The 20,781-nt window shown below is 31.0% G+C and carries 18 protein-coding genes; all 18 read right to left on the bottom strand.

All coding sequences use genetic code 11. The features are described from left to right. Nucleotides 1-10: 10 nt before the first annotated feature. Entirely contained in the window at nt 11-616 is a 606-nt protein-coding gene (locus AB3K27_RS02315) for a metal-dependent hydrolase (protein WP_368489649.1), read from the bottom strand. Nucleotides 617-756: 140 nt separating this feature from the next. Next, on the bottom strand, nt 757-2,184 hold the full coding sequence (locus tag AB3K27_RS02310; RefSeq protein WP_368489648.1) for a peptidoglycan D,D-transpeptidase FtsI family protein: 1,428 nt from the start codon (nt 2,182-2,184) through the stop codon (nt 757-759). Nucleotides 2,185-2,188: 4 nt separating this feature from the next. After that, nucleotides 2,189-3,391 carry an FtsW/RodA/SpoVE family cell cycle protein gene (locus tag AB3K27_RS02305; protein ID WP_368489647.1) on the bottom strand — a complete coding sequence of 401 codons (1,203 nt, stop codon included), beginning with the start codon at nt 3,389-3,391 and terminating at the stop codon, nt 2,189-2,191. 59 nt (nt 3,392-3,450) lie between these two features. Further along, nucleotides 3,451-3,891: an FHA domain-containing protein gene (locus tag AB3K27_RS02300; protein ID WP_368489646.1), complete on the bottom strand. Its 441-nt coding sequence runs from the start codon at nt 3,889-3,891 to the stop codon at nt 3,451-3,453. Nucleotides 3,892-3,960: 69 nt separating this feature from the next. Continuing rightward, nucleotides 3,961-6,783 (bottom strand): excinuclease ABC subunit UvrA, encoded by a 2,823-nt coding sequence (gene uvrA, locus AB3K27_RS02295; protein ID WP_368489645.1) that lies wholly within the window; start codon nt 6,781-6,783, stop codon nt 3,961-3,963. Between the two features lie 21 nt (nt 6,784-6,804). Next, the gene (gene uvrB, locus AB3K27_RS02290; protein ID WP_368489644.1) at nt 6,805-8,805 is read right to left on the bottom strand and encodes an excinuclease ABC subunit UvrB; all 2,001 of its coding nucleotides are present in this window, start codon (nt 8,803-8,805) and stop codon (nt 6,805-6,807) included. A gap of 3 nt (nt 8,806-8,808) precedes the next feature. Continuing rightward, nucleotides 8,809-10,098: a PDZ domain-containing protein gene (locus AB3K27_RS02285; protein ID WP_368489643.1), complete on the bottom strand. Its 1,290-nt coding sequence runs from the start codon at nt 10,096-10,098 to the stop codon at nt 8,809-8,811. Nucleotides 10,099-10,270: 172 nt separating this feature from the next. Further along, nucleotides 10,271-11,446 (bottom strand): S41 family peptidase, encoded by a 1,176-nt coding sequence (locus tag AB3K27_RS02280; protein ID WP_368489642.1) that lies wholly within the window; start codon nt 11,444-11,446, stop codon nt 10,271-10,273. A gap of 348 nt (nt 11,447-11,794) precedes the next feature. Next, complete coding sequence (gene ftsX, locus AB3K27_RS02275; RefSeq protein ID WP_368489641.1) at nt 11,795-12,685, bottom strand: permease-like cell division protein FtsX; 891 nt, start codon at nt 12,683-12,685, stop codon at nt 11,795-11,797. Continuing rightward, nucleotides 12,675-13,361, bottom strand: coding sequence for a cell division ATP-binding protein FtsE (ftsE, locus tag AB3K27_RS02270; RefSeq protein WP_368489640.1), 687 nt, complete (start codon nt 13,359-13,361; stop codon nt 12,675-12,677). Before ftsE ends, ftsX begins: the two co-directional genes overlap by 11 nt. A 195-nt stretch (nt 13,362-13,556) precedes the next feature. Next, entirely contained in the window at nt 13,557-14,498 is a 942-nt protein-coding gene (locus AB3K27_RS02265; RefSeq protein WP_368489639.1) for a transketolase family protein, read from the bottom strand. Further along, nucleotides 14,498-15,322 (bottom strand): transketolase, encoded by an 825-nt coding sequence (locus tag AB3K27_RS02260; protein ID WP_368489638.1) that lies wholly within the window; start codon nt 15,320-15,322, stop codon nt 14,498-14,500. Before AB3K27_RS02260 ends, AB3K27_RS02265 begins: the two co-directional genes overlap by 1 nt. Nucleotides 15,323-15,498: 176 nt before the next feature. Next, nucleotides 15,499-15,849 carry a type II toxin-antitoxin system PemK/MazF family toxin gene (locus AB3K27_RS02255; RefSeq protein ID WP_012103902.1) on the bottom strand — a complete coding sequence of 117 codons (351 nt, stop codon included), beginning with the start codon at nt 15,847-15,849 and terminating at the stop codon, nt 15,499-15,501. Next, nucleotides 15,809-16,129, bottom strand: a complete 321-nt coding sequence (locus tag AB3K27_RS02250) for a CopG family ribbon-helix-helix protein (protein WP_041701016.1) — start codon at nt 16,127-16,129, stop codon at nt 15,809-15,811. The genes AB3K27_RS02255 and AB3K27_RS02250 overlap by 41 nt, the downstream gene beginning before the upstream one ends. A gap of 596 nt (nt 16,130-16,725) precedes the next feature. Next, the gene (gene alr, locus AB3K27_RS02245) at nt 16,726-17,889 is read right to left on the bottom strand and encodes an alanine racemase (protein ID WP_368489637.1); all 1,164 of its coding nucleotides are present in this window, start codon (nt 17,887-17,889) and stop codon (nt 16,726-16,728) included. A gap of 147 nt (nt 17,890-18,036) precedes the next feature. Next, nucleotides 18,037-18,642 (bottom strand): germination lipoprotein GerS-related protein, encoded by a 606-nt coding sequence (locus tag AB3K27_RS02240; protein WP_368489636.1) that lies wholly within the window; start codon nt 18,640-18,642, stop codon nt 18,037-18,039. 89 nt (nt 18,643-18,731) lie between these two features. Continuing rightward, the gene (locus AB3K27_RS02235) at nt 18,732-20,231 is read right to left on the bottom strand and encodes an NAD(P)H-hydrate dehydratase (protein ID WP_368489635.1); all 1,500 of its coding nucleotides are present in this window, start codon (nt 20,229-20,231) and stop codon (nt 18,732-18,734) included. Beyond that, entirely contained in the window at nt 20,203-20,607 is a 405-nt protein-coding gene (gene acpS, locus AB3K27_RS02230; RefSeq protein ID WP_368489634.1) for a holo-ACP synthase, read from the bottom strand. Before acpS ends, AB3K27_RS02235 begins: the two co-directional genes overlap by 29 nt. Nucleotides 20,608-20,781 lie beyond the last annotated feature (174 nt).

Here is a 20,781-nt window from a genome sequence, read left to right as displayed (position 1 = left end):
ACTCCTAAGATTATTTATATATAACCGGAAGTTTATATATAGTAAATAAAAGCCCACCTATCATCAAAAGTTCTTCTATAGTACATCCAATTTTAGAATTAGTCCTATAAGTCAAAGGCATCCTGAATTTTTTATTTTTAAAAGGATAAAACAATGGTACTCCCCTATCTGTAATCATATCACATAGTAAATGCATACCATAGCCTATAATAAAATAATACACCAAATAATGTAAATTATACATATTGCCTAAATATCCTATAATAAAAGAGAACATTATCATACCTGTTAAACTATGAGTTAGTCCATTTCTATGAGTGGATAAGGCTATTATAAAAAACGATATACCAATAGCCTTGATTACAGGTTCCCCCTTATATAAATAATCATACCAGAGCAGTATTGTTCCTAGACAACTATAAAAAACAACTTTAGTAAGTTTATTTCTAAAAGGAAGTATATATTTATTTATTATGCTTTTGGGATGATCTATATCTGGAAGTACAGATGCAAATATCACTACAAATATACCAACATAATTAAACTTTCCCGGAAGTATGTCATAAACAGATAAAAAAGTAACTAATCCAACACCTGCATGGGTTTTACCTTTCATATTTTCTCCTTCAAAAAAAGTTACAATATTAAAATCTCACTTGCCATTTAACGACTTTTTAAGTACCTATATTATAACATTAAATTCAAAGAAACTTTATCCTTTGCTGTGAAATTTCCCGAGAAAAGTTTAAATTTTAACTATTTTCGGAGTGCAGTTCTTATCACTTCTGATGCTATGGATGCAGCCAATTTACCTCCTTGGCCTCCATTCTCTACAATTACTGCTACAGCTACCTGTGGATCCTCATAAGGTGCAAACCCTATAAACCACGCATGTGGATTAGAATACTTTCCTTGAGATTCATTATCTGCTGTTCCAGTTTTTCCTGCTACTTCTATTCCTTCTACAGAAGCATTGGTCCCTGTTCCTGATTCCACTACAGATCTCATCATATCTTTCATAGTAGCAGCTACATCTGAAGAAATTATCTGACCTACTTGTTCCGGTTGTATACTTTTTACTTCCTCTCCCTGACTATTTGTTACATCACTTACCAGATGAGGTTTCATTAAAATTCCCCCATTTGCTATGACACTTGTAACTACTGCCATTTGAAGGGGACTCGCCAGATCACTGCTCTGTCCTATGGCACTCTGAGCTATACTTCCTTTCTCATAAGATTTCAGTTCAGGAAATTTACTAGGTTCTACCGGTATGCCATCTGCAGGAATTTCTTTGTTAAAGAAAAATTTTTCTGCTGTCTGCTTTAGTTTTTCATTCCCAAGTTCAAGACCTAAAGAACCAAAATATACATTACTGGAATGAGTATAGGCTTCCTTAAAATTAATACTCCCTAAAACTTCTCCTTGAAAATTATGAAGAGTATAATCTCCTCCTATATATAACTCTCCAGTATCCTGAAAATACCTTCCCTGAATTCCACTTATATTCTCTAAAGCACTTATGGCAGTTACGGTTTTAAAAGTGGATCCTGGTGGATAAAGTCCTGCTGTAACTCTATTTATAAGTGGCCTATTTTCGTCTTTATTTAACTGCTCCCAGGTATTTTGCAAATCATTTGGATCAAAAGATGGTCTTGATACCATGGCTATTACTTCTCCAGTTTTAGGATTTAGTACTACTACAGCTCCTTTGTTATCTCCTAATAAATCATAGGCCACTTTTTGTGTCTCTAGATCCAAAGTTGTTTTTAAGTTGTTTCCAACTTTTTTTTGGGATTTTCCTTTATTCTCAATGAGACTTTTTATACTATCCTTAATATTTGTAGACATTAATTCTTCATCATATTTTCTTTCAAGTCCCGTAATTCCATACTTGATGTCTACATAACCTAATGCATGTGCAAACATTGCACCCCCTGTGTATTCTCTTTTTTGATTTTCTTGATCTATAGGTTCACTCTTAGTAAGAGCATTCCCATTTCTATCATATATGGTTCCTCTAAGCACTTCATTCCTCTTTATCCATAGTCTTCTGTTATAAGAATTATTTACTATATTAGGTCCAATAGCCATCTCAAAATAAGTCATATAAGAAATAAGTGCTATGAAACATATTAAAAAAACCATCATTACTTTTTTTATATTATTCAATATGTCATTCATCTTATTACCTACCTTCTTCCGATATCTTTTGTATTATACCTAAAGAAAAAAACGTTATAAGCATGGAACTACCTCCCCTACTCACCAGTGGAAGGGTTATACCAGTGAGAGGAATTGCATTCATAACCCCTCCCACTATAACTAAAACCTGAGATGCTATCATTGCACTATAGCCTACTGCAAGAAGTCTTGAAAACTCATCATTTCCATATACTGCAGCTCTCATACATCTATAAAATAACAAGAAATATAATATTATTATAGAAAAACCTATTAATATTCCTAATTCTTCACAAAGTACTGCAAATATAAAGTCTGTGGTATTAATAGGGACATACTCTGGATGTCCTAGTCCTAGGCCTGTACCTGTAAGGCCTCCAGAAGCTATAGAAAACATAGATTGTACAATTTGATAACTTTCATTGGTGGCATAGGGCCAGGGATTCTTCCATATCATAATTCTAGTTCTAACATGATTAAATAACTTATAACTAAGGAAAGCTCCTCCAGATGAAAGTAAAAAACAAATTAGTACATACCTAAATTTAGAAGTAGCTATATAAAGCATGGTTACAGCTATTCCAAAAAATATGAGAGCAGAACCCAAATCCCTTTGAAGTACCATAAAAACTAATGATGCCATTACAACTATACAGGGTACTATCAAATTCTTAAAATTTTTATAATCTTTTAGATCTGATGCCAAATATGCTACTAAAAATAACTTTCCAAACTCTGAGGGTTGAAATTGTATTCCAAAAAAATTTACCCAGTTTTTAGATCCATTTAATTCTGTACCAAAAATAGTTCCCATTCCCATAAATATCAATGTGCATATTAAATATATGTATTTATACTTGCTAAATCTGCTGGTATCCGGCATTAAAACTACAATAAGTATAAAGCCTGTGACTCCAATTGCAAACCATATTATCTGTTTAATGGCAACCGTCATATCTATTCTATACAACATTACCATACCTATAACTGATAGTATACTTGAAAAAATAAATATATATTTATCTCCATCAGAAAAAAACTTTCTTATTACAAAATAGGAGTATCCTATTAACAGACAGATCACAATTGCCATTACCATAGCACCTTTATCAAAAGGCTGTTTTATTATTGCCAAATTTAAGAAACAAATAAAACATAACAAATATGTATATTTTAATAGTTTTTTCTCATCTCGAGTAGTATCCAATATATCCACCACCTATAACCATTATAGTAAATTTCTATTTCAACAGTATTCCAAATAAACTATCCTATAACTTTAAAAGCTGTATTTCCAATTTTAATTTCATCTCCTGGAGCTAAATAATGCTTTCCCCTTAATTTTTTACCATTTAAAAGAGTTCCATTAGTACTTCCCAGATCCTCTAGTACGCAATCTTTTGCATTCTTTATATAAACCCTAGCATGATGACCTGATGTATAAGGATCTTCTAATATAAGCTGATTGTCATTTTTCCTTCCTATAGTCACTTCTCTTCTTACAGGAATTACAGCACCTTTTCTAAGATTTGAATTTTTACCTGGATTAACTACTTCAAGTCCAAAGGATTTTCTAATTAAACTTCTACTTTTTCTGCTTCCATTTTTTATATCTTTATACATTATTCTTAATGCCCAAAATATTATAATATAAACTATACCTATAATTATAATTTTAAAAATCATACTTAATTTACTTAGATCCATTTAAAAATATCCTCCCTTAACATATGTAAAGACTAGCATCATAAGTATGCGCGCTAGTCTTTACATAGATTATAACATCTTTTTTAGATATTGTCCTGTATAGGAGTCTTTATTTTCAGCTACCTGCTCCGGGGTACCTGTACAGAGAATAGTTCCACCCTTATCTCCTCCTTCAGGTCCAAGATCAATGATGTAATCTGCACACTTTATAACATCTAAATTATGTTCTATAACAATTACCGTATTACCTACATTTACAATTCTCTGAAGTATATTTATAAGTTTACTTACATCATCTATATGAAGTCCTGTAGTAGGTTCATCCAATATATATATGGTTTTTCCCGTGCTTCTTTTAGATAGTTCATAAGCTAACTTAACTCTCTGAGCTTCTCCTCCAGATAGCTGTGTTGATGGTTGACCTAACTTAATGTATCCAAGTCCTACATCTACTAAGGTCTGTAATTTATTTTTTATTCTTGGTATATTCTCAAAAAACTTCAATGCTTCCTCTACAGTCATATTAAGTACCTGATCAATATTTTTATTCTTATATTTGACCTCCAGGGTTTCTCTATTATACCTTTTACCTTTGCATACTTCACAGGGAACATATACATCTGACAAAAACTGCATTTCTATTTTTATTATTCCATCACCACTGCAGGCTTCACATCTTCCACCTTTTACATTAAAACTAAATCGTCCTGGTTTATATCCTCTCATCTTAGCTTCATTGGTATTTGAAAACACCTGTCTTATTATATCAAATACTCCTGTATAAGTCGCAGGATTTGATCTGGGAGTCCTTCCTATAGGACTTTGATCTATATTTATTACCTTATCTATGTTTTCCATTCCTAAAATATCTTTGTGCCTTCCAGGATTATGCCTTGATTTATTTAATTTTTTATATAGAGCCTTATACAATACTTCATTTACTAAAGTACTCTTTCCTGAGCCAGACACTCCAGTAACACAATTAAATACCCCAAGTGGAAATTCCACATCAACATTTTTTAAATTATTTTCTCTGGCTCCTATTACTTTTATAAATTTCCCATTTCCTTTTTTCCTGTTCTCCGGTACTTTTATTTTTTTCTTACCGCTTAAATACTGTCCTGTTATAGAAGCATCACATTCTATAATATCTGAAATATTTCCTGCAGCAACGACTTTTCCTCCATGTTCCCCCGCCCCTGGTCCTATGTCTACTATAAAATCTGATTGCCTTATAGTATCTTCATCATGTTCTACAACTATAACCGTATTTCCGAGATCTCTTAAGTGTTTCAAAGTAGCAATCAATCTGTCATTATCTCTCTGATGAAGTCCTATACTTGGTTCATCAAGTATGTAAAGCACTCCTACCAAGCTAGATCCTATTTGTGTAGCAAGCCTTATTCTCTGAGCCTCCCCACCAGATAAAGTTCCCGCTGTTCTGGATAAAGTTAAATAATCCAGCCCTACATCTATTAAAAATTGCAGCCTGGAATTTATTTCTTTCAATATCTGCTCACTTATAATAGTATCTTTCTTTGATAACTGTATTTGTTGAAAAAACTTTAACTCATCCTTTATAGACATGCTGCTCAATTCAAATATATTTTTTTCACCCACTGTAACTGCAAGAGCTTCTGGTCTCAATCTTGCTCCTTTGCATTTGGGACATGGATTATGACTCATATAATTTTCTATTTCTCTTTTTATATAATCCGAGTTTGTTTCCATATATCTTCTCTTTAAATTATTTACTATTCCCTCAAAAGCATGATTAAACTCCACTACCCTGTTCTCTCTTTTATATTTAACTTTTATCTTCTCTCCCCTTAATCCATGTAATAATATATCTAAAATCTTCGGATCCAATTTTTCTACAGGAGTATCCAATTTAAATTTATATTTACCAGACAAAGCTTTTAATATACTAAAGGTCCAGGAGTCTTCTTTTAAACTACCTTCTCCCCAGCACATTACAGCTCCTTCTAATATACTCTTTCTCTTATCAGGTATGACAAGATTATCATCTATTTCAAGTAATGTACCAAGCCCATCACAGGTGTCACACTTGCCAAAAGGAGCATTAAAAGAGAAAGTTCTTGAAGTAATTTCTCCCAAGCTTATTCCACAATCTGGGCATGCAAATTTATCACTAAATAAAATATCTTCTCCTGCAATAACATTTATAATAACTGTTCCATCTGACAGTTTTAGTGCCATCTCTATAGAATCTGCCAGTCTACTTCTTATTTCTTCTTTTATTACAATCCTATCTACTATAACTTCAATAACATGCTTCTTATTTCTTTCCAGTTTTATTTCCTCATCTTGAAGGTCTACTATGTTTCCATCAATTCTAGCTCTTACAAACCCATTTTTCATTATATTTTCCAGTACTTTCACATGTTCTCCCTTACGTCCTTTTATCAAGGGGGAAAGTACTTGTATCTTAGTTCCCTCATCCATCTCCATAATCCTGTCTACCATTTGATCTACAGTCTGCTGGGCTATTTTTTTACCGCATTTAGGACAATGTGGTACTCCTATACGGGCATACAATAATCTTAAATAATCGTATATCTCAGTAACCGTCCCTACAGTAGAACGGGGATTTCTACTGGTTGTCTTCTGATCTATAGATATGGCCGGTGACAATCCTTGAATATATTCAACTTCTGGCTTATCCATTTGTCCTAAAAATTGCCTTGCATAGGCAGATAAAGATTCTACATATCTCCTCTGTCCTTCTGCATATAAAGTATCAAAAGCTAAAGAAGATTTCCCTGAGCCTGAAAGTCCAGTAAACACTATGAATTTATCTCTAGGTAATGTCAAGTCCACATTTTTTAAATTGTGAACTTTAGCACCTTTTATCACTATGCTATTTCTCATTAATTTTACTCCTTAGATAATTTAATTATTTCTAGATATGTTTTTATTTTTCTGTTTTTTTAACTTTACCATTGCATCCCTTAATTTTGCTGCTTCTTCAAATCTAAGTTCTCTAGCCGCCATGGTCATTTGTTTCTCATAATTTTTAATAAGTTCTTCCAGTTTTCTATTGTCTGCTTTTACAGCCTCTTCTAAAGTATTATATTCCTCTTTTTCTTCCAAGATCATAGTAGATTCTATGATTTCTCTAATGGCTTTATTAATAGTTGTAGGTTTTATACCGTTCTTTTTATTATACTCTATCTGTATTTGTCTTCTTCTTTTGGTCTCATTTATAGCCCTATCCATTGAATTGGTAATATTGTCTGCATACATTATAACCTTGCTTTCAGAATTTCTTGCTGCCCTTCCTATAGTCTGTATAAGAGATTTTTCTGATCTTAGAAATCCTTCTTTATCTGCATCTAGAATTGCAACCAGTGCAACTTCCGGTATATCAAGTCCCTCTCTCAATAAATTGATTCCCACTAAAACATCAAACTCTCCTTTTCTCAAATCTCTTATTATTTTCATTCTATCTATGGTAGTTATACTAGAATGAAGATATCTAGCTTTTACATCCATATCTTTAAAATATTCTGTTAAATCCTCCGCCATTTTTTTAGTAAGGGTAGTAACAAGTACCCTATAACCTCTATGTATAGTTTCCTGTATATTGTTATAAAGATCATCAATTTGGCCTTTAATAGGCTTTACTATAATTTCAGGGTCTAATAATCCTGTAGGCCTTAATATTTGTTCCGCTATATTTTGAGAATTTTTTAATTCATAATCTGCGGGAGTAGCACTTACAAATACTACCTGATTTAATTTTTTTTCAAATTCCTCAAATTTTAAAGGTCTATTATCAAAAGCAGAAGGCAATCTAAATCCATATCCCACCAAAGACTCCTTTCTAGACCTATCTCCTGCATACATGGCTTTTACCTGAGGAAGAGTAACATGACTCTCATCTATAAACAATAGAAAATCTTTAGGAAAATAGTCTATAAGAGTTTGGGGAGGACTTCCTTTTGGTCTTCCATCCAATATTCTAGAATAATTTTCAATGCCACTGCAATAACCTATTTCTCTCATCATCTCTATATCAAAATTGGTTCTTTGTCTTAGTCTCTGGGCTTCCAGTAATTTATCTTCAGATATAAGTTTTTTAAGTGTTTCCTCTAATTCTGCTTCTATTTTTTCTATAGATATTTCCAACTTTTCCTGAGAGGTGGCAAAATGGGATGCAGGAAATATGGAAACATGTTTTCTTATTCCAAGAGTTGCCCCTGTTAATGCATCAAATTCTCGTATTCTATCAATTTCATCCCCAAAAAATTCCACACGTATGCCACGTTCCGCAGAGGATGCAGGAAATATGTCCACTGTATCTCCTTTTACCCTGAAAGTACCTCTTATAAAGTTTAAATCATTTCTCTCATATTGTATTTCTACTAATTTTTTAAGTACTTCATCTCTGTTTTTTATCATTCCCTGTCTTAAAGATAAAGTTAATTTTTTATACTCCTCTGGATTTCCTAAACCATATATACAAGATACAGAGGCAACTACTATTACATCCCGTCTTTCCAATAATGCAGAAGTGGCAGAATGCCTTAATTTATCGATTTCATCATTTATAGATGCATCTTTTTCTATATAAGTATCTGTTTGAGGTATATATGCCTCTGGTTGATAGTAATCATAATAAGATACAAAATACTCTACACAATTCTCAGGAAAAAATTCTTTAAATTCTGAACACAGCTGTGCCGCCAGGGTTTTATTATGTGCAAGCACCAGTGTAGGCTTTTGTACCTTTTCTATTATATTTGCCATAGTAAAGGTTTTGCCGGAACCTGTTACTCCAAGCAATGTCTGAAATTTATCTCCTTTAAAAATATGGGTAGATATACTCTCTATGGCCTGAGGTTGATCTCCAGTAGGTTTAAATTGAGAATGTACTTTAAATCTTTCCATTTATCAATCATCCTTATCTTTATTTTTTATCTTGTTTAATATTTCTGAAAATTTATTTTTATCTAATTTTACCACCATACTATTTTTAGGTACATTTCTAGGAACAAAAACTATCCCCAGTCTTTTATTTTTATTCATTCTATTATAACTGACCTGTTCAAAATTTCCCGCTACTCTTTTCACTTTAAACCATATAAAATTTGAACATTCTTTTATTATTTCCATTATTCTGTCTTCACTTTCGATTTTCTCACTATTTACCTCTACCAATAGATCCCCACTTTTAATTCCCATTTCATTGGCAGGAGAGTTGGGTGCTACAGCTAATACCATAATGCCTTCGCTGCTACTTATATATTTGGGTTTGCCTTTGATTTCCATATTTCTCTGAAGTAATATAATTCCTTCATGGGCCAACGGTGCAAATATCAATATTAAAAATTTAAACCATATATTTAAAGCAGCAATCTGTGCCATGCCAAACAAAACTAAACTATATAAAATCACAAGTCCTCCAGATATAGCTGTCTTTTCCTTGACATCCCGAGTAAATGTTACACTATTATATCCCATGACTGCATAAAATGGTATCAAAACCATAACTGCACTTTGTAAAATACTACGCGGTATAGAATTATTTATTAAAGGCCACCAATCCTGAATAGGTATCTGTGAGAAATTACCTATTATAGATTTTGGATGAAGCATAAAAATTATAGCCATAGGAATTGCCCAGTACCTCTGAAGTGCAAATCCCCCTATTATATTTCCATTTTTACTGGTAAAAACCGGAATAGCTCCTCTCTTACCATCTATAATAATTAAAATTCCTTCTACTAAATGTAATATGGCTATCATACTCATAAGTGAAACTACATCTATTTTTAAAAAATTCAAACCAGGTATATTAAGATCTTGTGATAGAACACCCAACATAAGACTTATAAATCCTAATATTGCACCTGAATAAGAAAAACATATAAATCTGGGATTAAAAAACATAAAAATTATTGATGCTAAAAATATTAAATCTATAGCTGAATCTTCATTAAAAATCACTCCAAGATAAGACATAATGACACTTACTAGAATCCCACCGAAAATCCCTATTACAATTTGAGATATTGTGAGTTCAAAAGGAGAATTAATTTTTTCTCCAATTATCATTTGCTGCATTATAACTGTCTGCTTATTTTTCCTATAAAATGTAAATGCCAATATAGCTAAAAGGAGCACTAGATATGGTTCTGTCAGTGCAAAAGCTACAGATTTTAATGTGTACATTAGTATCATTAAAATTAATTCCCCTCTCCATAAACAAAATTCTTAAATTTAAGATTTCTACCTTTTGAAATCTTTCTAATTCTAAATTCATGAGTACAATCCTCGGATAAATTAAATTAGACAGAATTTGTCTGCCTAACTTAAAAATCCCCAATATATTATAACTAAATCTAAAACAAAATTACTTTACCTTACTTTTTGCTATCTCATATGCCTTACTAAACTGAGGATCTCTACTCCTATCATAACTGGACTCTTTAAGTTCATCTGGATATTCTACTTCCACATCAGGATTTATTCCCTTTTTATTTATATCTTCACCATTAGGAGTATAGTACTTAGATATAGTAACTTTAAGTGCAGTGCTATCCCCGGTATCTAATATAGTCTGAACTACCCCTTTTCCATAAGTCTTTTTTCCAACTATAGTTGCAAGTTTATAGTCTTTTAAAGCTCCCGAAAATATTTCTGAAGCACTAGCTGTATTTTCATTGGTAAGTACGGTCACAGGCAGATTATTAAAATCTCCTCCCTTTGACTTATATTCCTTTTTATTTTTATATTTGTCTATAGTTGACACTATTACCTTATCTTTTGGAACAAAATTAGAAACCATATCTACACACTGATCTAGCATACCGCCTGGATCGTCTCTTAAATCTACAATTAAAGATTTCATCCCCTGGGTATTTAATCTCTTTAATTCATTTTTAAAACTTTCTGCTGTATTCTCATCAAACATATCTATTTGAATATAAGCTACATTATTTTCTAGCATTTCACCTTTTACAGTATTAATATCTATTTTTTTTCTTTTTACCTTCGCATCAAAACTGCCTTTATTTTCTCTATATAATGTAAGGGTAACTTCTGTATTTTCTTTTCCTTTTATAAGAGATACAGCTTTATCTAAATTCTTGCCATTTACAACAGTTCCATTTACTTTCTGTATTATGTCACCAGAAGTTATCCCTACCTGTTTTGCAGGAGAACTATCAAATACATCTATTACAACAATATTATTTTCTTTTGCCATGACCTGAATTCCAACTCCATAATAATTTCCTTCAGTTTGAGCACTAAAACTTTCAAATTCCTTTTTATTCATAAATACAGTATATGGATCATTTAAAGATTCTGTCATACCTTTAATAGCTCCCTCAACTAGCACACTATCATCTATAGAGCCATAATAATACTTATACAATTGATTTCTCACTTCAAATAACTTTTCAAATTTACCTACTGCATTTCCCTGGGCATTTCTTATAAAACTAACCGTACCAAACATGGTGAGAACATTTGTTATAATTACAATAACTACAGTATACGCTATCCAATTTCTTTTGACTTTCAATCTATTAACACCTCATTTTCTGAAACATTCACTATATATAGTATTTATGTAAATCTTAAATAATTATAACACTAAAAAAAATAAATTTGCACCACTATTTATTAATACTTTATCCGGAACGCTACCATTGCTAATACTCCCATCTTCTTTAAAGTGGAATATAAGCACTGCTACGCGCCTGGATAAGTTCTTCTAAGGTTCAGATGAAGATAAGTATTTCTCCATAGCAAACTCCACCTGAACCTTAGAATCATTTGATCAATAGAATATATAAAATCAGCATGCAGAAATTAAAATATTCTACATGCTTTATTTATGTATTTGCCATAGGTAAGTTTCCCCAAAATCCTAAACTGCAAGAAATTTTCTAATAGATAATACGCTACCTACAGCACCTATAATTATACCTGCCAAAGCAAATATACCTAAAATGTTGGTAATTACATACTGCGGATTAACCATTTGAATCATTATAAGAACATTAGATGCTTTATTATATACTATTTTATATAAATAATATAATATAACATTTGAAACCACCGCTCCTACCAAGCCTATTATAATACCTTCTATAATAAAAGGCCATCTTATAAACCAATCTGTGGCTCCAATATATTTCATTATTCCTATTTCTTTTCTTCTAGAATACAATGTTATTCTTATAGTATTTCCTATTAAAAATAAACAAACTCCAATTAGTATTATAAGTATAATACTTCCTGCCCACTTTATAGTTCTGCTTATAGTTATAATCTTATCTACAATGCCTCTTCCATCTTGAATACTGTATATACCGGGCATACCTTCTATATTCTTAACTACTGTGGAAACAATTTCAGGTTGTTTAACCTTAATTATAAATGCACTAGGAATAGGGTTGTCCTTATCTAGTCCTTCCACAAGAGACTTGTTTTGTTCTCCTAACTGGTTTTTAAATTTATTCAATGCTTCAGACTTTGTTTCATAGTTCAATTTAACTATACCATCTATAGAATTAACCTTTTTTTCAATATCTGATCTTTGAGCTGAGGTTATGTTGTCTTGAAGATAAACTTTTACCTCTACTTTAGACTGAACTTCCAACATACCCTGTTTGATAGTGAGCATTGCAAGTATAGCTATACCAAATATGAACAATGTAGCCGCCACCGTGGCTGCAGCTGCTATACTTATAGTCTTATTTCTATTTAAACTTCTAAAGGCATCTTTTATAAAAAAACTTATGGTACTAATCCTCATAATCATATGCACCCCTTTGCTCATCTCTCACAATAATACCATCTTCTATTTCTATAACTCTTTTTCTCATAGAATTAACTATACTACTTGCATGAGTTGCCATTAATACTGTAGTTCCTGCGTGATTTATATCATTTATAGTTTCCATTATATCCATAGAAGTATCGGGATCCAAATTTCCTGTAGGTTCATCTGCTATTAATATAGAAGGGTTGTTTACTATAGCCCTTGCCAGAGAAACTCTTTGCTGCTCTCCTCCGGAAAGTTCATGGGGAAATGATTTATATTTACTGGATAGTCCCACTAAAGACAATACCACAGGTACTTTTTTTCTTATTTCCCTTAAAGGGGCTTCTATAACTCTCATTGCAAAAGCTACATTTTCATATACATTAAGTGTAGGTATTAACCTAAAATCTTGAAAAACCACTCCTAATTTTCTTCTATAAAAAGGTATCTGCCTTCTCTTTAAATTTGTAACATTTATATTATTAACTATAATATCACCAGTTGTAGGCTGAATTTCTTTTAAAAGTGCTTTTACAAACGTAGTTTTTCCAGCCCCACTAGAACCTACTAAAAAAACGAATTCACCCTTTTCTATTTCTAAATTTATATTAGATAATGCAAATATGTTATTATTATAAACCATACTTACGTTTTTAAATTCTATCATGTAAACCTCCTCATATTTAATACATCTTCAAAATTTGTCATATTATAAAGTTTATTATATCATAAAGGGTCAAAAACCAAAATTGTAAAATTATTAACATTAAATAAACTATTAAAATGAAATTTACATTATACTTTAATCATCCTTAATTAAAAAACGATGTTATAAAATTATAAGCATCGTTTTTATCATGATTTATTTCAAAGTCAATCCCTTTTTCACCGCTTTAACTATATTCTCTGCAGTTAATCCATAAGCTTTCAAAAGTTCGGCAGGCGTACCACTTTCTCCAAAAGTGTCTTTTATTCCTACTCTTACCACAGGGGTCGGCAAATTTTCGCTTAATACCTCACATACAGCAGAACCAAGTCCTCCAATAATGCTATGCTCCTCTGCAGTAATAACAACTCCCGTTCGTCTTGCTTCTTCTATTATTTCATCCTTGTCTATAGGTTTTATTGTATGTACATTTAAAACTGATACCTTTATACCTTCCTCAGATAATATATTATAAGCTTCCAGAGCTGCATCTACCATTATACCAGTAGCTATAATTACTGCATCTTTTCCTTTACGAAGTTTTACTGATTTCCCCAGCTGAAATTTATAATCCTCATTATCATTTATAACAGATACTCCAGATCTTCCTAGTCTCACATAACAAGGTCCCTTTATTTCTGCTATAACTTTAATGGCTTCTTCTGTCTCTACAGCATCACTTGGACATACAACTGTCATATTAGGTATACTTCTCATAAGTGATATATCTTCTACAGATTGATGGGATGCACCATCCTCCCCTACAGTAATTCCTGCATGGGTAGCACATATTTTTACATTTAAATTAGGGTAACATATTGAATTTCTTACTTGTTCAAAAGCTCTTCCTGTGGCAAATATAGCAAAAGTACTTACAAAAGGTATTTTATCACAGGTAGAAATTCCAGCAGCCACTGCCATCATATTAGATTCTGCTATACCCATATCCATAAATCTTTCAGGATATAATTTCCCAAAATTGGATGTTTTGGTTGATTTGGAAAGATCTGCATCAAAAACCACTATTTTTTCATTCTTTGCTCCTAATTCCACTAATATTTTTCCATAAGCTTCTCTAGTTGATATCTTATTTGACATTACTCCTCACCTCCTATTTCACTTAATGCTTTTTCACATTGTTCTATATTAGGTGCTGTTCCATGCCAGCCCACCTGATTTTCCATAAAAGAAACTCCTTTACCTTTAATAGTATTACAAATTATCACAGTAGGTTTATCTTTCACTGATTTTGCCTCTTCAACGGCATCTATCAATTCTTCCAAACTGTGTCCATCTACTTCTATAACATTCCATTTAAATGCCTTAAACTTATCTCCAATAGGATATGCAGACATAACTTCCTCACAAGGACCATCTATTTGAAGTCCATTAGCATCCACAAAAGCAGTTAGATTATCTAATTTATAGTGTGCTGCAGCCATGGCAGCTTCCCAGACTTCTCCTTCTTCGAGTTCTCCATCTCCCAATAAAGTATACACTCTATAATCTTTCTTATCGATTTTACCACCTAATGCCATTCCTACGGCTGCAGATACCCCTTGACCTAAGGATCCTGTGGACATATCTACTCCAGGTACGTCATTCATGTTAGGGTGCCCCTGAAGCATAGATCCCAATTTTCTAAGGGATTGAAGTTCATCTACATTAAAATATCCCCTTTCAGCAAGAGCACTATAAAGTGCAGGGGCAGCGTGGCCTTTTGACAGCACAAACCTATCCCTATTTAAATCCCTAAAATTCTGTGGATTAATATTCATTTCACAAAAGTACAAAACAGTCAAAATTTCTACTATGGATAAAGAACCTCCTGGGTGCCCTGATCCAGCTTTAGTTAGCATTTTTATTATATTTTTTCTTATAGATCTTGCAATTTTCTCAAGTTTCTCTATATTTTTTTCCACAAACTTAACCTCCTAATAAGCTAAAAACTTTTTATAGTTATTTTAACATAAAATTTCATCTTTATATACAAAAACCACATAAAACTTTACCCCTGTGTCTTAACACAGGGGTTTATATCGGTAAAGTATTTATAAAATTAAAATTATTGGCACATAATTAATCTTAACTGAAATATTTATTGAAGTCCAACACTTACTAAAAGTGCTCCATCTACTTTTTCCATGTCAACATCTGTCATATGGCCAATCTTTTCTTTCAATCTTCTTTTGTCCAAAGTTCTTATTTGTTCAAGTAATACTACTGAATCTTTGTTAAGTCCATAGGCTTCTGATGATATTTCTACATGTGTTGGAAGTTTTGCTTTATTTATCTGAGAGGTAATAGCTGCAACAATTACCGTAGGACTGTATTTATTGCCTACATCATTTTGTATTATTATAACAGGTCTTACCCCTCCCTGTTCAGATCCAACTACTGGACTTAGATCAGCATAAAATATATCTCCTCTTTTCACTATTGTTGTCATCTTGCAAATCACTCTCCGAAAGCTTCGCTTCATATTCTTTAAATTCTTTCATGTCACTTGCAAAGCCCATTTCTGCGAATTCAAGATTAAGCTGCGCCATTTCCCTATACCCTTTTTCCATTTCTGATATTTTATTTAACCTTTTTTTCTCACTAATATATAATATGATAACTTCCCTAATAAATTCACTTCTTTTTTTGCAATCTTCCTTAAGTGCCTTGTTGAATTCATTATATAGTGTTTCTGAGAGGTTTATTACCAATCTTTTTGAAGTTGACATATACAAATTAATACCTCCTATTACCCTAAGCGAAAGATATATACAAACCAATTATATTACCAAATCTATAATTGTGTCAAAGAAATTATCTATAATTTCATCATTTTTCTACTTGTAATTTTTTACATAGGGCTTTTTATCTTCATAAATATTTAATATAACCTTTTATACGTCTCTATTCATGCATATTATAATTTATTATGTAAAATCTTAGATATTAATTTATGTATATATGTATTTACTTTCAAACTATAAAAATACCCACTATTTAGCAATAAGATTCATATTCTTAGTATAAAATAAAGTGTAATAAAACTTATACTATATAAAAATTTTGTATTTATATATTCTAAATAAATTTTTTATTCTACTAATTAATTATTATATTATATATTATACCAATTTTCAAATTTATATTCACAACTCTACAGTATATACCTAAGCCACTTTAATTCTGCCAAAAGAAATGATACAGTTTCTTGACACATAAATATAATTATTTCAATTATATAGTAAAAAACAATTTTGTTTTTAAAGACTATATGCAAGTACTATTATCTTCCGTAATATATAATACAAATTTATAACATAAAAATTTATATTACATAATTTTTAATTTTAACTACCTCCCCTCCCTTTATATATACTCTTGGAACCCTTCTACTTATCATACAAAGTACCTCATAGTTTATAGTTCCAGTAATTTCAGCTATGTCATTTGCATTAAATTTTAACCCATCTTTTTCACCTATAAGTATAACTTCATCTCCTATATTAACTTCACCTACATCTGTTACATCTACCATACATTGATCCATACATATATTTCCTACTACTGGAGCAAATTTACCATTAATTATAACCTTTGCTTTTCCAAATAGCCTTCTAGTATATCCATCTGCATAGCCTAAAGGTAATGTGGCTATTACACTTTTTCTATCACATTTAAATTTTCTTCCATATCCAATATAACTTCCTTGCTCTAGTATTTTTACATAGACTATATTAGCTTTTAAAGTCATTATAGGCTTTATATCTAAATTATTCTTATCTACTTCTGTAGAAGGATAATATCCATACATTATTATACCGGGTCTAACCAAATCACAATAAGTATCCGGTAATTCCATTATAGCTGCACTATTTGATATAGTTCTCATATTTATTTTCACATCTTTCTTTACCAATTCCTTATATAATAATTCATACTTTTTAAATTGTTCGTGGCTATATGTTTTATCTGCTTCATCTGCTGTGGAAAAATGTGAAAATAAACTCTGTATTTCTATATTGGATAATTTACTTATTTTATTTATCTCTTCTACACTATTTTGGTCTATGGAAAATCCTATCCTTCCCATTCCCGTATCTAGTGCAATATGTACTTTTGTTTTTTTATCCTTACTTCCAGCTAATTTAGATAATTTGCTGGCGTAATTATAAGAAGGCACTATAGGCTCTATATCATAATCTATTATTTCCTCCAGAAATGTATGTGGTATTATGCCAAGTACCATTATGGGAACCTTAATTTTATTTTTTCTAAGTTCTATTGCCTCATCTAAAACCGCTACAGCAAGTCTATCTATTCCATTCTCTAACAACACCTCTGCAACCTCTATAGCCCCATGGCCATAAGCATTAGCCTTAATAACACCTATTAGTTTCTTACTCCCAATTTTAGATTTTATTTGACCTATATTATATACAAGGTTATCTAAATTAATCTCTTCCCATACAGGTCTGTATTTTTTAAACATAATATATCACCTCATCCATTATAATTTCATTAAAAAAAGTTAATTTTTATTAAAAATGCTAACAAATAAAAACATACTAAAATTATATACCTTTTTTATTGTGAATGTGAATATATTATGAAAATTAAAAAATGCCTAAATAAAAAACTAACTTATGCTAAACACATTTTCTTCTAATTCTGGATTAGCTTTAAAATTAGTATAATGTACTTTTATTCTTTCTTTTCCATCAGAATCATATATTATTAAATATGTGGGAATACTATGATTTATATTTACATATAATTCTGCTTTATTTATGTTTTTGTTGTTTCCAGGTATATCTAAATGTATAACCTGATATTGCTGATTACCCATATTTTTAAATGAGTTTCCAATTTTTTCATTAGTATAAATTAATGATATATATTGGTCTATAAAGCAAAACTTAAACAAACTATCAAAATCTTTATTCTGATTATATATGTTTCCACTTTTAATGCATTTAGAAACTATTTTATTTTGTTTATAAAAAATTATTTCATCTTCCCCTAAATCTAGTCTATCTCCATATTTAACATGATAAAATTGTTTTCCACTATAATTTATTTCCTGTTTAGTATTTTTTATGGACATATTTACATCACAACTATAACTGTTCAAATCCTTTAAATAGTAGATTATCTCTTCCGTATTTCTAATATTTTTATTACAGGATGAAAAAAATATAACTAAAGTAAAAGACATAATTCCTAGTATTAGTTTTTTTCTCACTTGGTACCTCCAACGTACAGTTTTTCACTACTAATCTATTCTATTATGTCTTTTTATATTACTTTTTTCATTCAATGATTTAGTTTAGATTACTGTATTAATTCCTTTATCGAAAATGGTAACTCTTCTAAAATATGACTTGCATTTACACAAAACATACTTTGGGATAATTTATCTCCACAGTATCCATGTACAAAAGCTGCAGCACATACTGCCTCAAAGGGCTCATACCCTTGAGCTATAAAAGAAGCTATAATTCCTGTTAAACAATCCCCCATACCTCCTGAAGCCATTGATGAATTTCCTGTAGAATTTACAGCTACCCTATTTCCATCTGTAACAATTGTATTGTATCCTTTTAAAAGCAAAATTACATTTTTTTCTTTTGCAAACTTTTTTGCAACTTCAATTCTATTTTCTCTTATATATTCCATATTCAGACCAGTAATTCTAGACATTTCCCCCAGATGAGGAGTTAAAATTATGGAACATTTTTTATCCTCTAAAATGTGAAGGTTCTCACTTAAAACATTAATTCCATCTGCATCTATTACTACGGTTTTTGTAAAATTTTTTATGATTTTTTCTACTAAGTTGAATGTATCATTATTTATTCCCATGCCAGGACCTATTGCAATAACATCACTTTTCTCTATAGTTTTTTCTAAATTTGTAGTTTCATTTAAATCTACAGTCATGCCTTCTATAAGTTTTGAGCTAAGTATTGATCTAACACTGTCATAACAGCCTAAAGTAACAAGTCCTGCTCCACTCTTTATAGCTGCTTCTGTACATATATATGCAGCCCCCGTAAATCCCACAGAGCCTGCTATAATAAATACTCTTCCATAATCTCCTTTATGTGCAAATTTATTTCTTCTTTTTAAAATTTTATTAATAAAATCTTTATCAATAATAAAATAATTCAGACTAAACTTTTCAATAGCTGCTTCGGGGATTCCTATATCTTCCACTAATATTTCCCCTGTAAATTCATTGCTTCCATATTTTAGAAACCCTTTTTTATATAATTGAAAAGTAACAGTTATATCGGCTCTTACGCAATTTCCCAAAACTTTTCCCGTATCTCCATTAAGTCCTGAAGGAATATCTATAGAAATTGTATATTTGCTATTTTCATTTATCAAGGATATAACAGAGTTTTGTATTCCTACTATTTCCCTGGAGATTCCTGTTCCAAACAATGCATCAATTGTAACATCACTTTTTTGTATACATTTTTTAAGAGTACCCATTTCTTCCTGAGAATTCAATTTATATATGTTTAATCCCAAGTTCTTTAAAATAGTATAATTGACTTTACAATCTCCACTCATTCCATCTTCTTTTCCTACTAAAAACACCTGTATTTTTTTATTTAAATTATAAAGATGTCTTGCCACAGCAAATCCATCTCCTCCATTATTACCCCGGGTACATATTACACAAAAAGAATTACAATTTGCCAAATCTATATTTTTAATTACCTTAAGTGCTGCATTTTCCATCAAAACAATACCAGGTATTTTTAACTGATTTATAGCATAACTATCTATAGCTCTAGATAGTTCTACAGTCGCTATCTTCAATTTTATCAACCTCCATTATCGCATAAGCTATAGCATTATCTACTCCATGAGATATGCTTAAATGTATTTTATAATTTCCATACTTATTTACCATTAATTTAGCCTTTCCCTTTAGCACTACAGTTGGTCTTCCAGAAGCAGTTCTGTCTATCTCTATATCTTTAAAATCAAAACCCTTAAATCCACTGCCTAATGATTTCACAACAGCCTCCTTTGCCGCAAACCTACCTGCAACAAATTCAGGTCTCAGATTTCTATTTTTAAGATACTCCACCTCATTTTTGCTAAAAATTCTATCTATAAAAGTATTATGTTTTTCAATAGCTTCCTTAATTCTCCTAATTTCAACTATATCTACTCCAACACCAAATATCAAATACAATACACCCCCCAGAGCAATTTTAAAATTATACTATTATATCTTAATATTACATTTATTTATTAATACAGTAAATACTAAATTAGGTTCATATAATAATTAACTACATATATTTACACATGTTGAAACATCAGATAATTCAGAGACTCAGGTTGAGTTTAATCACAAAAA

Source organism: Clostridium sp. BJN0013, from assembly GCF_040939125.1.
Lineage (GTDB): Bacteria > Bacillota > Clostridia > Clostridiales > Clostridiaceae > Clostridium_B.
This window is presented reverse-complemented; position numbering and strand designations above follow the sequence as displayed.

Excerpts from the sequence above, each read along its gene's own strand:
- AB3K27_RS02315 (WP_368489649.1), bottom strand. The coding sequence starts at position 616 with ATGAAAGGTAAAACCCATGCAGGTGTTGGATTAGTTACTTTTTTATCT.
- AB3K27_RS02310 (WP_368489648.1), bottom strand. The coding sequence starts at position 2,184 with ATGAATGACATATTGAATAATATAAAAAAAGTAATGATGGTTTTTTTA.
- AB3K27_RS02300 (WP_368489646.1), bottom strand. The coding sequence starts at position 3,891 with ATGGATCTAAGTAAATTAAGTATGATTTTTAAAATTATAATTATAGGT.
- uvrA (WP_368489645.1), bottom strand. The coding sequence starts at position 6,783 with ATGAGAAATAGCATAGTGATAAAAGGTGCTAAAGTTCACAATTTAAAA.
- uvrB (WP_368489644.1), bottom strand. The coding sequence starts at position 8,805 with ATGGAAAGATTTAAAGTACATTCTCAATTTAAACCTACTGGAGATCAA.
- AB3K27_RS02285 (WP_368489643.1), bottom strand. The coding sequence starts at position 10,098 with ATGATACTAATGTACACATTAAAATCTGTAGCTTTTGCACTGACAGAA.
- ftsX (WP_368489641.1), bottom strand. The coding sequence starts at position 12,685 with ATGAGGATTAGTACCATAAGTTTTTTTATAAAAGATGCCTTTAGAAGT.
- ftsE (WP_368489640.1), bottom strand. The coding sequence starts at position 13,361 with ATGATAGAATTTAAAAACGTAAGTATGGTTTATAATAATAACATATTT.
- AB3K27_RS02265 (WP_368489639.1), bottom strand. The coding sequence starts at position 14,498 with ATGTCAAATAAGATATCAACTAGAGAAGCTTATGGAAAAATATTAGTG.
- AB3K27_RS02255 (WP_012103902.1), bottom strand. The coding sequence starts at position 15,849 with ATGACAACAATAGTGAAAAGAGGAGATATATTTTATGCTGATCTAAGT.
- AB3K27_RS02250 (WP_041701016.1), bottom strand. The coding sequence starts at position 16,129 with ATGTCAACTTCAAAAAGATTGGTAATAAACCTCTCAGAAACACTATAT.
- alr (WP_368489637.1), bottom strand. The coding sequence starts at position 17,889 with ATGTTTAAAAAATACAGACCTGTATGGGAAGAGATTAATTTAGATAAC.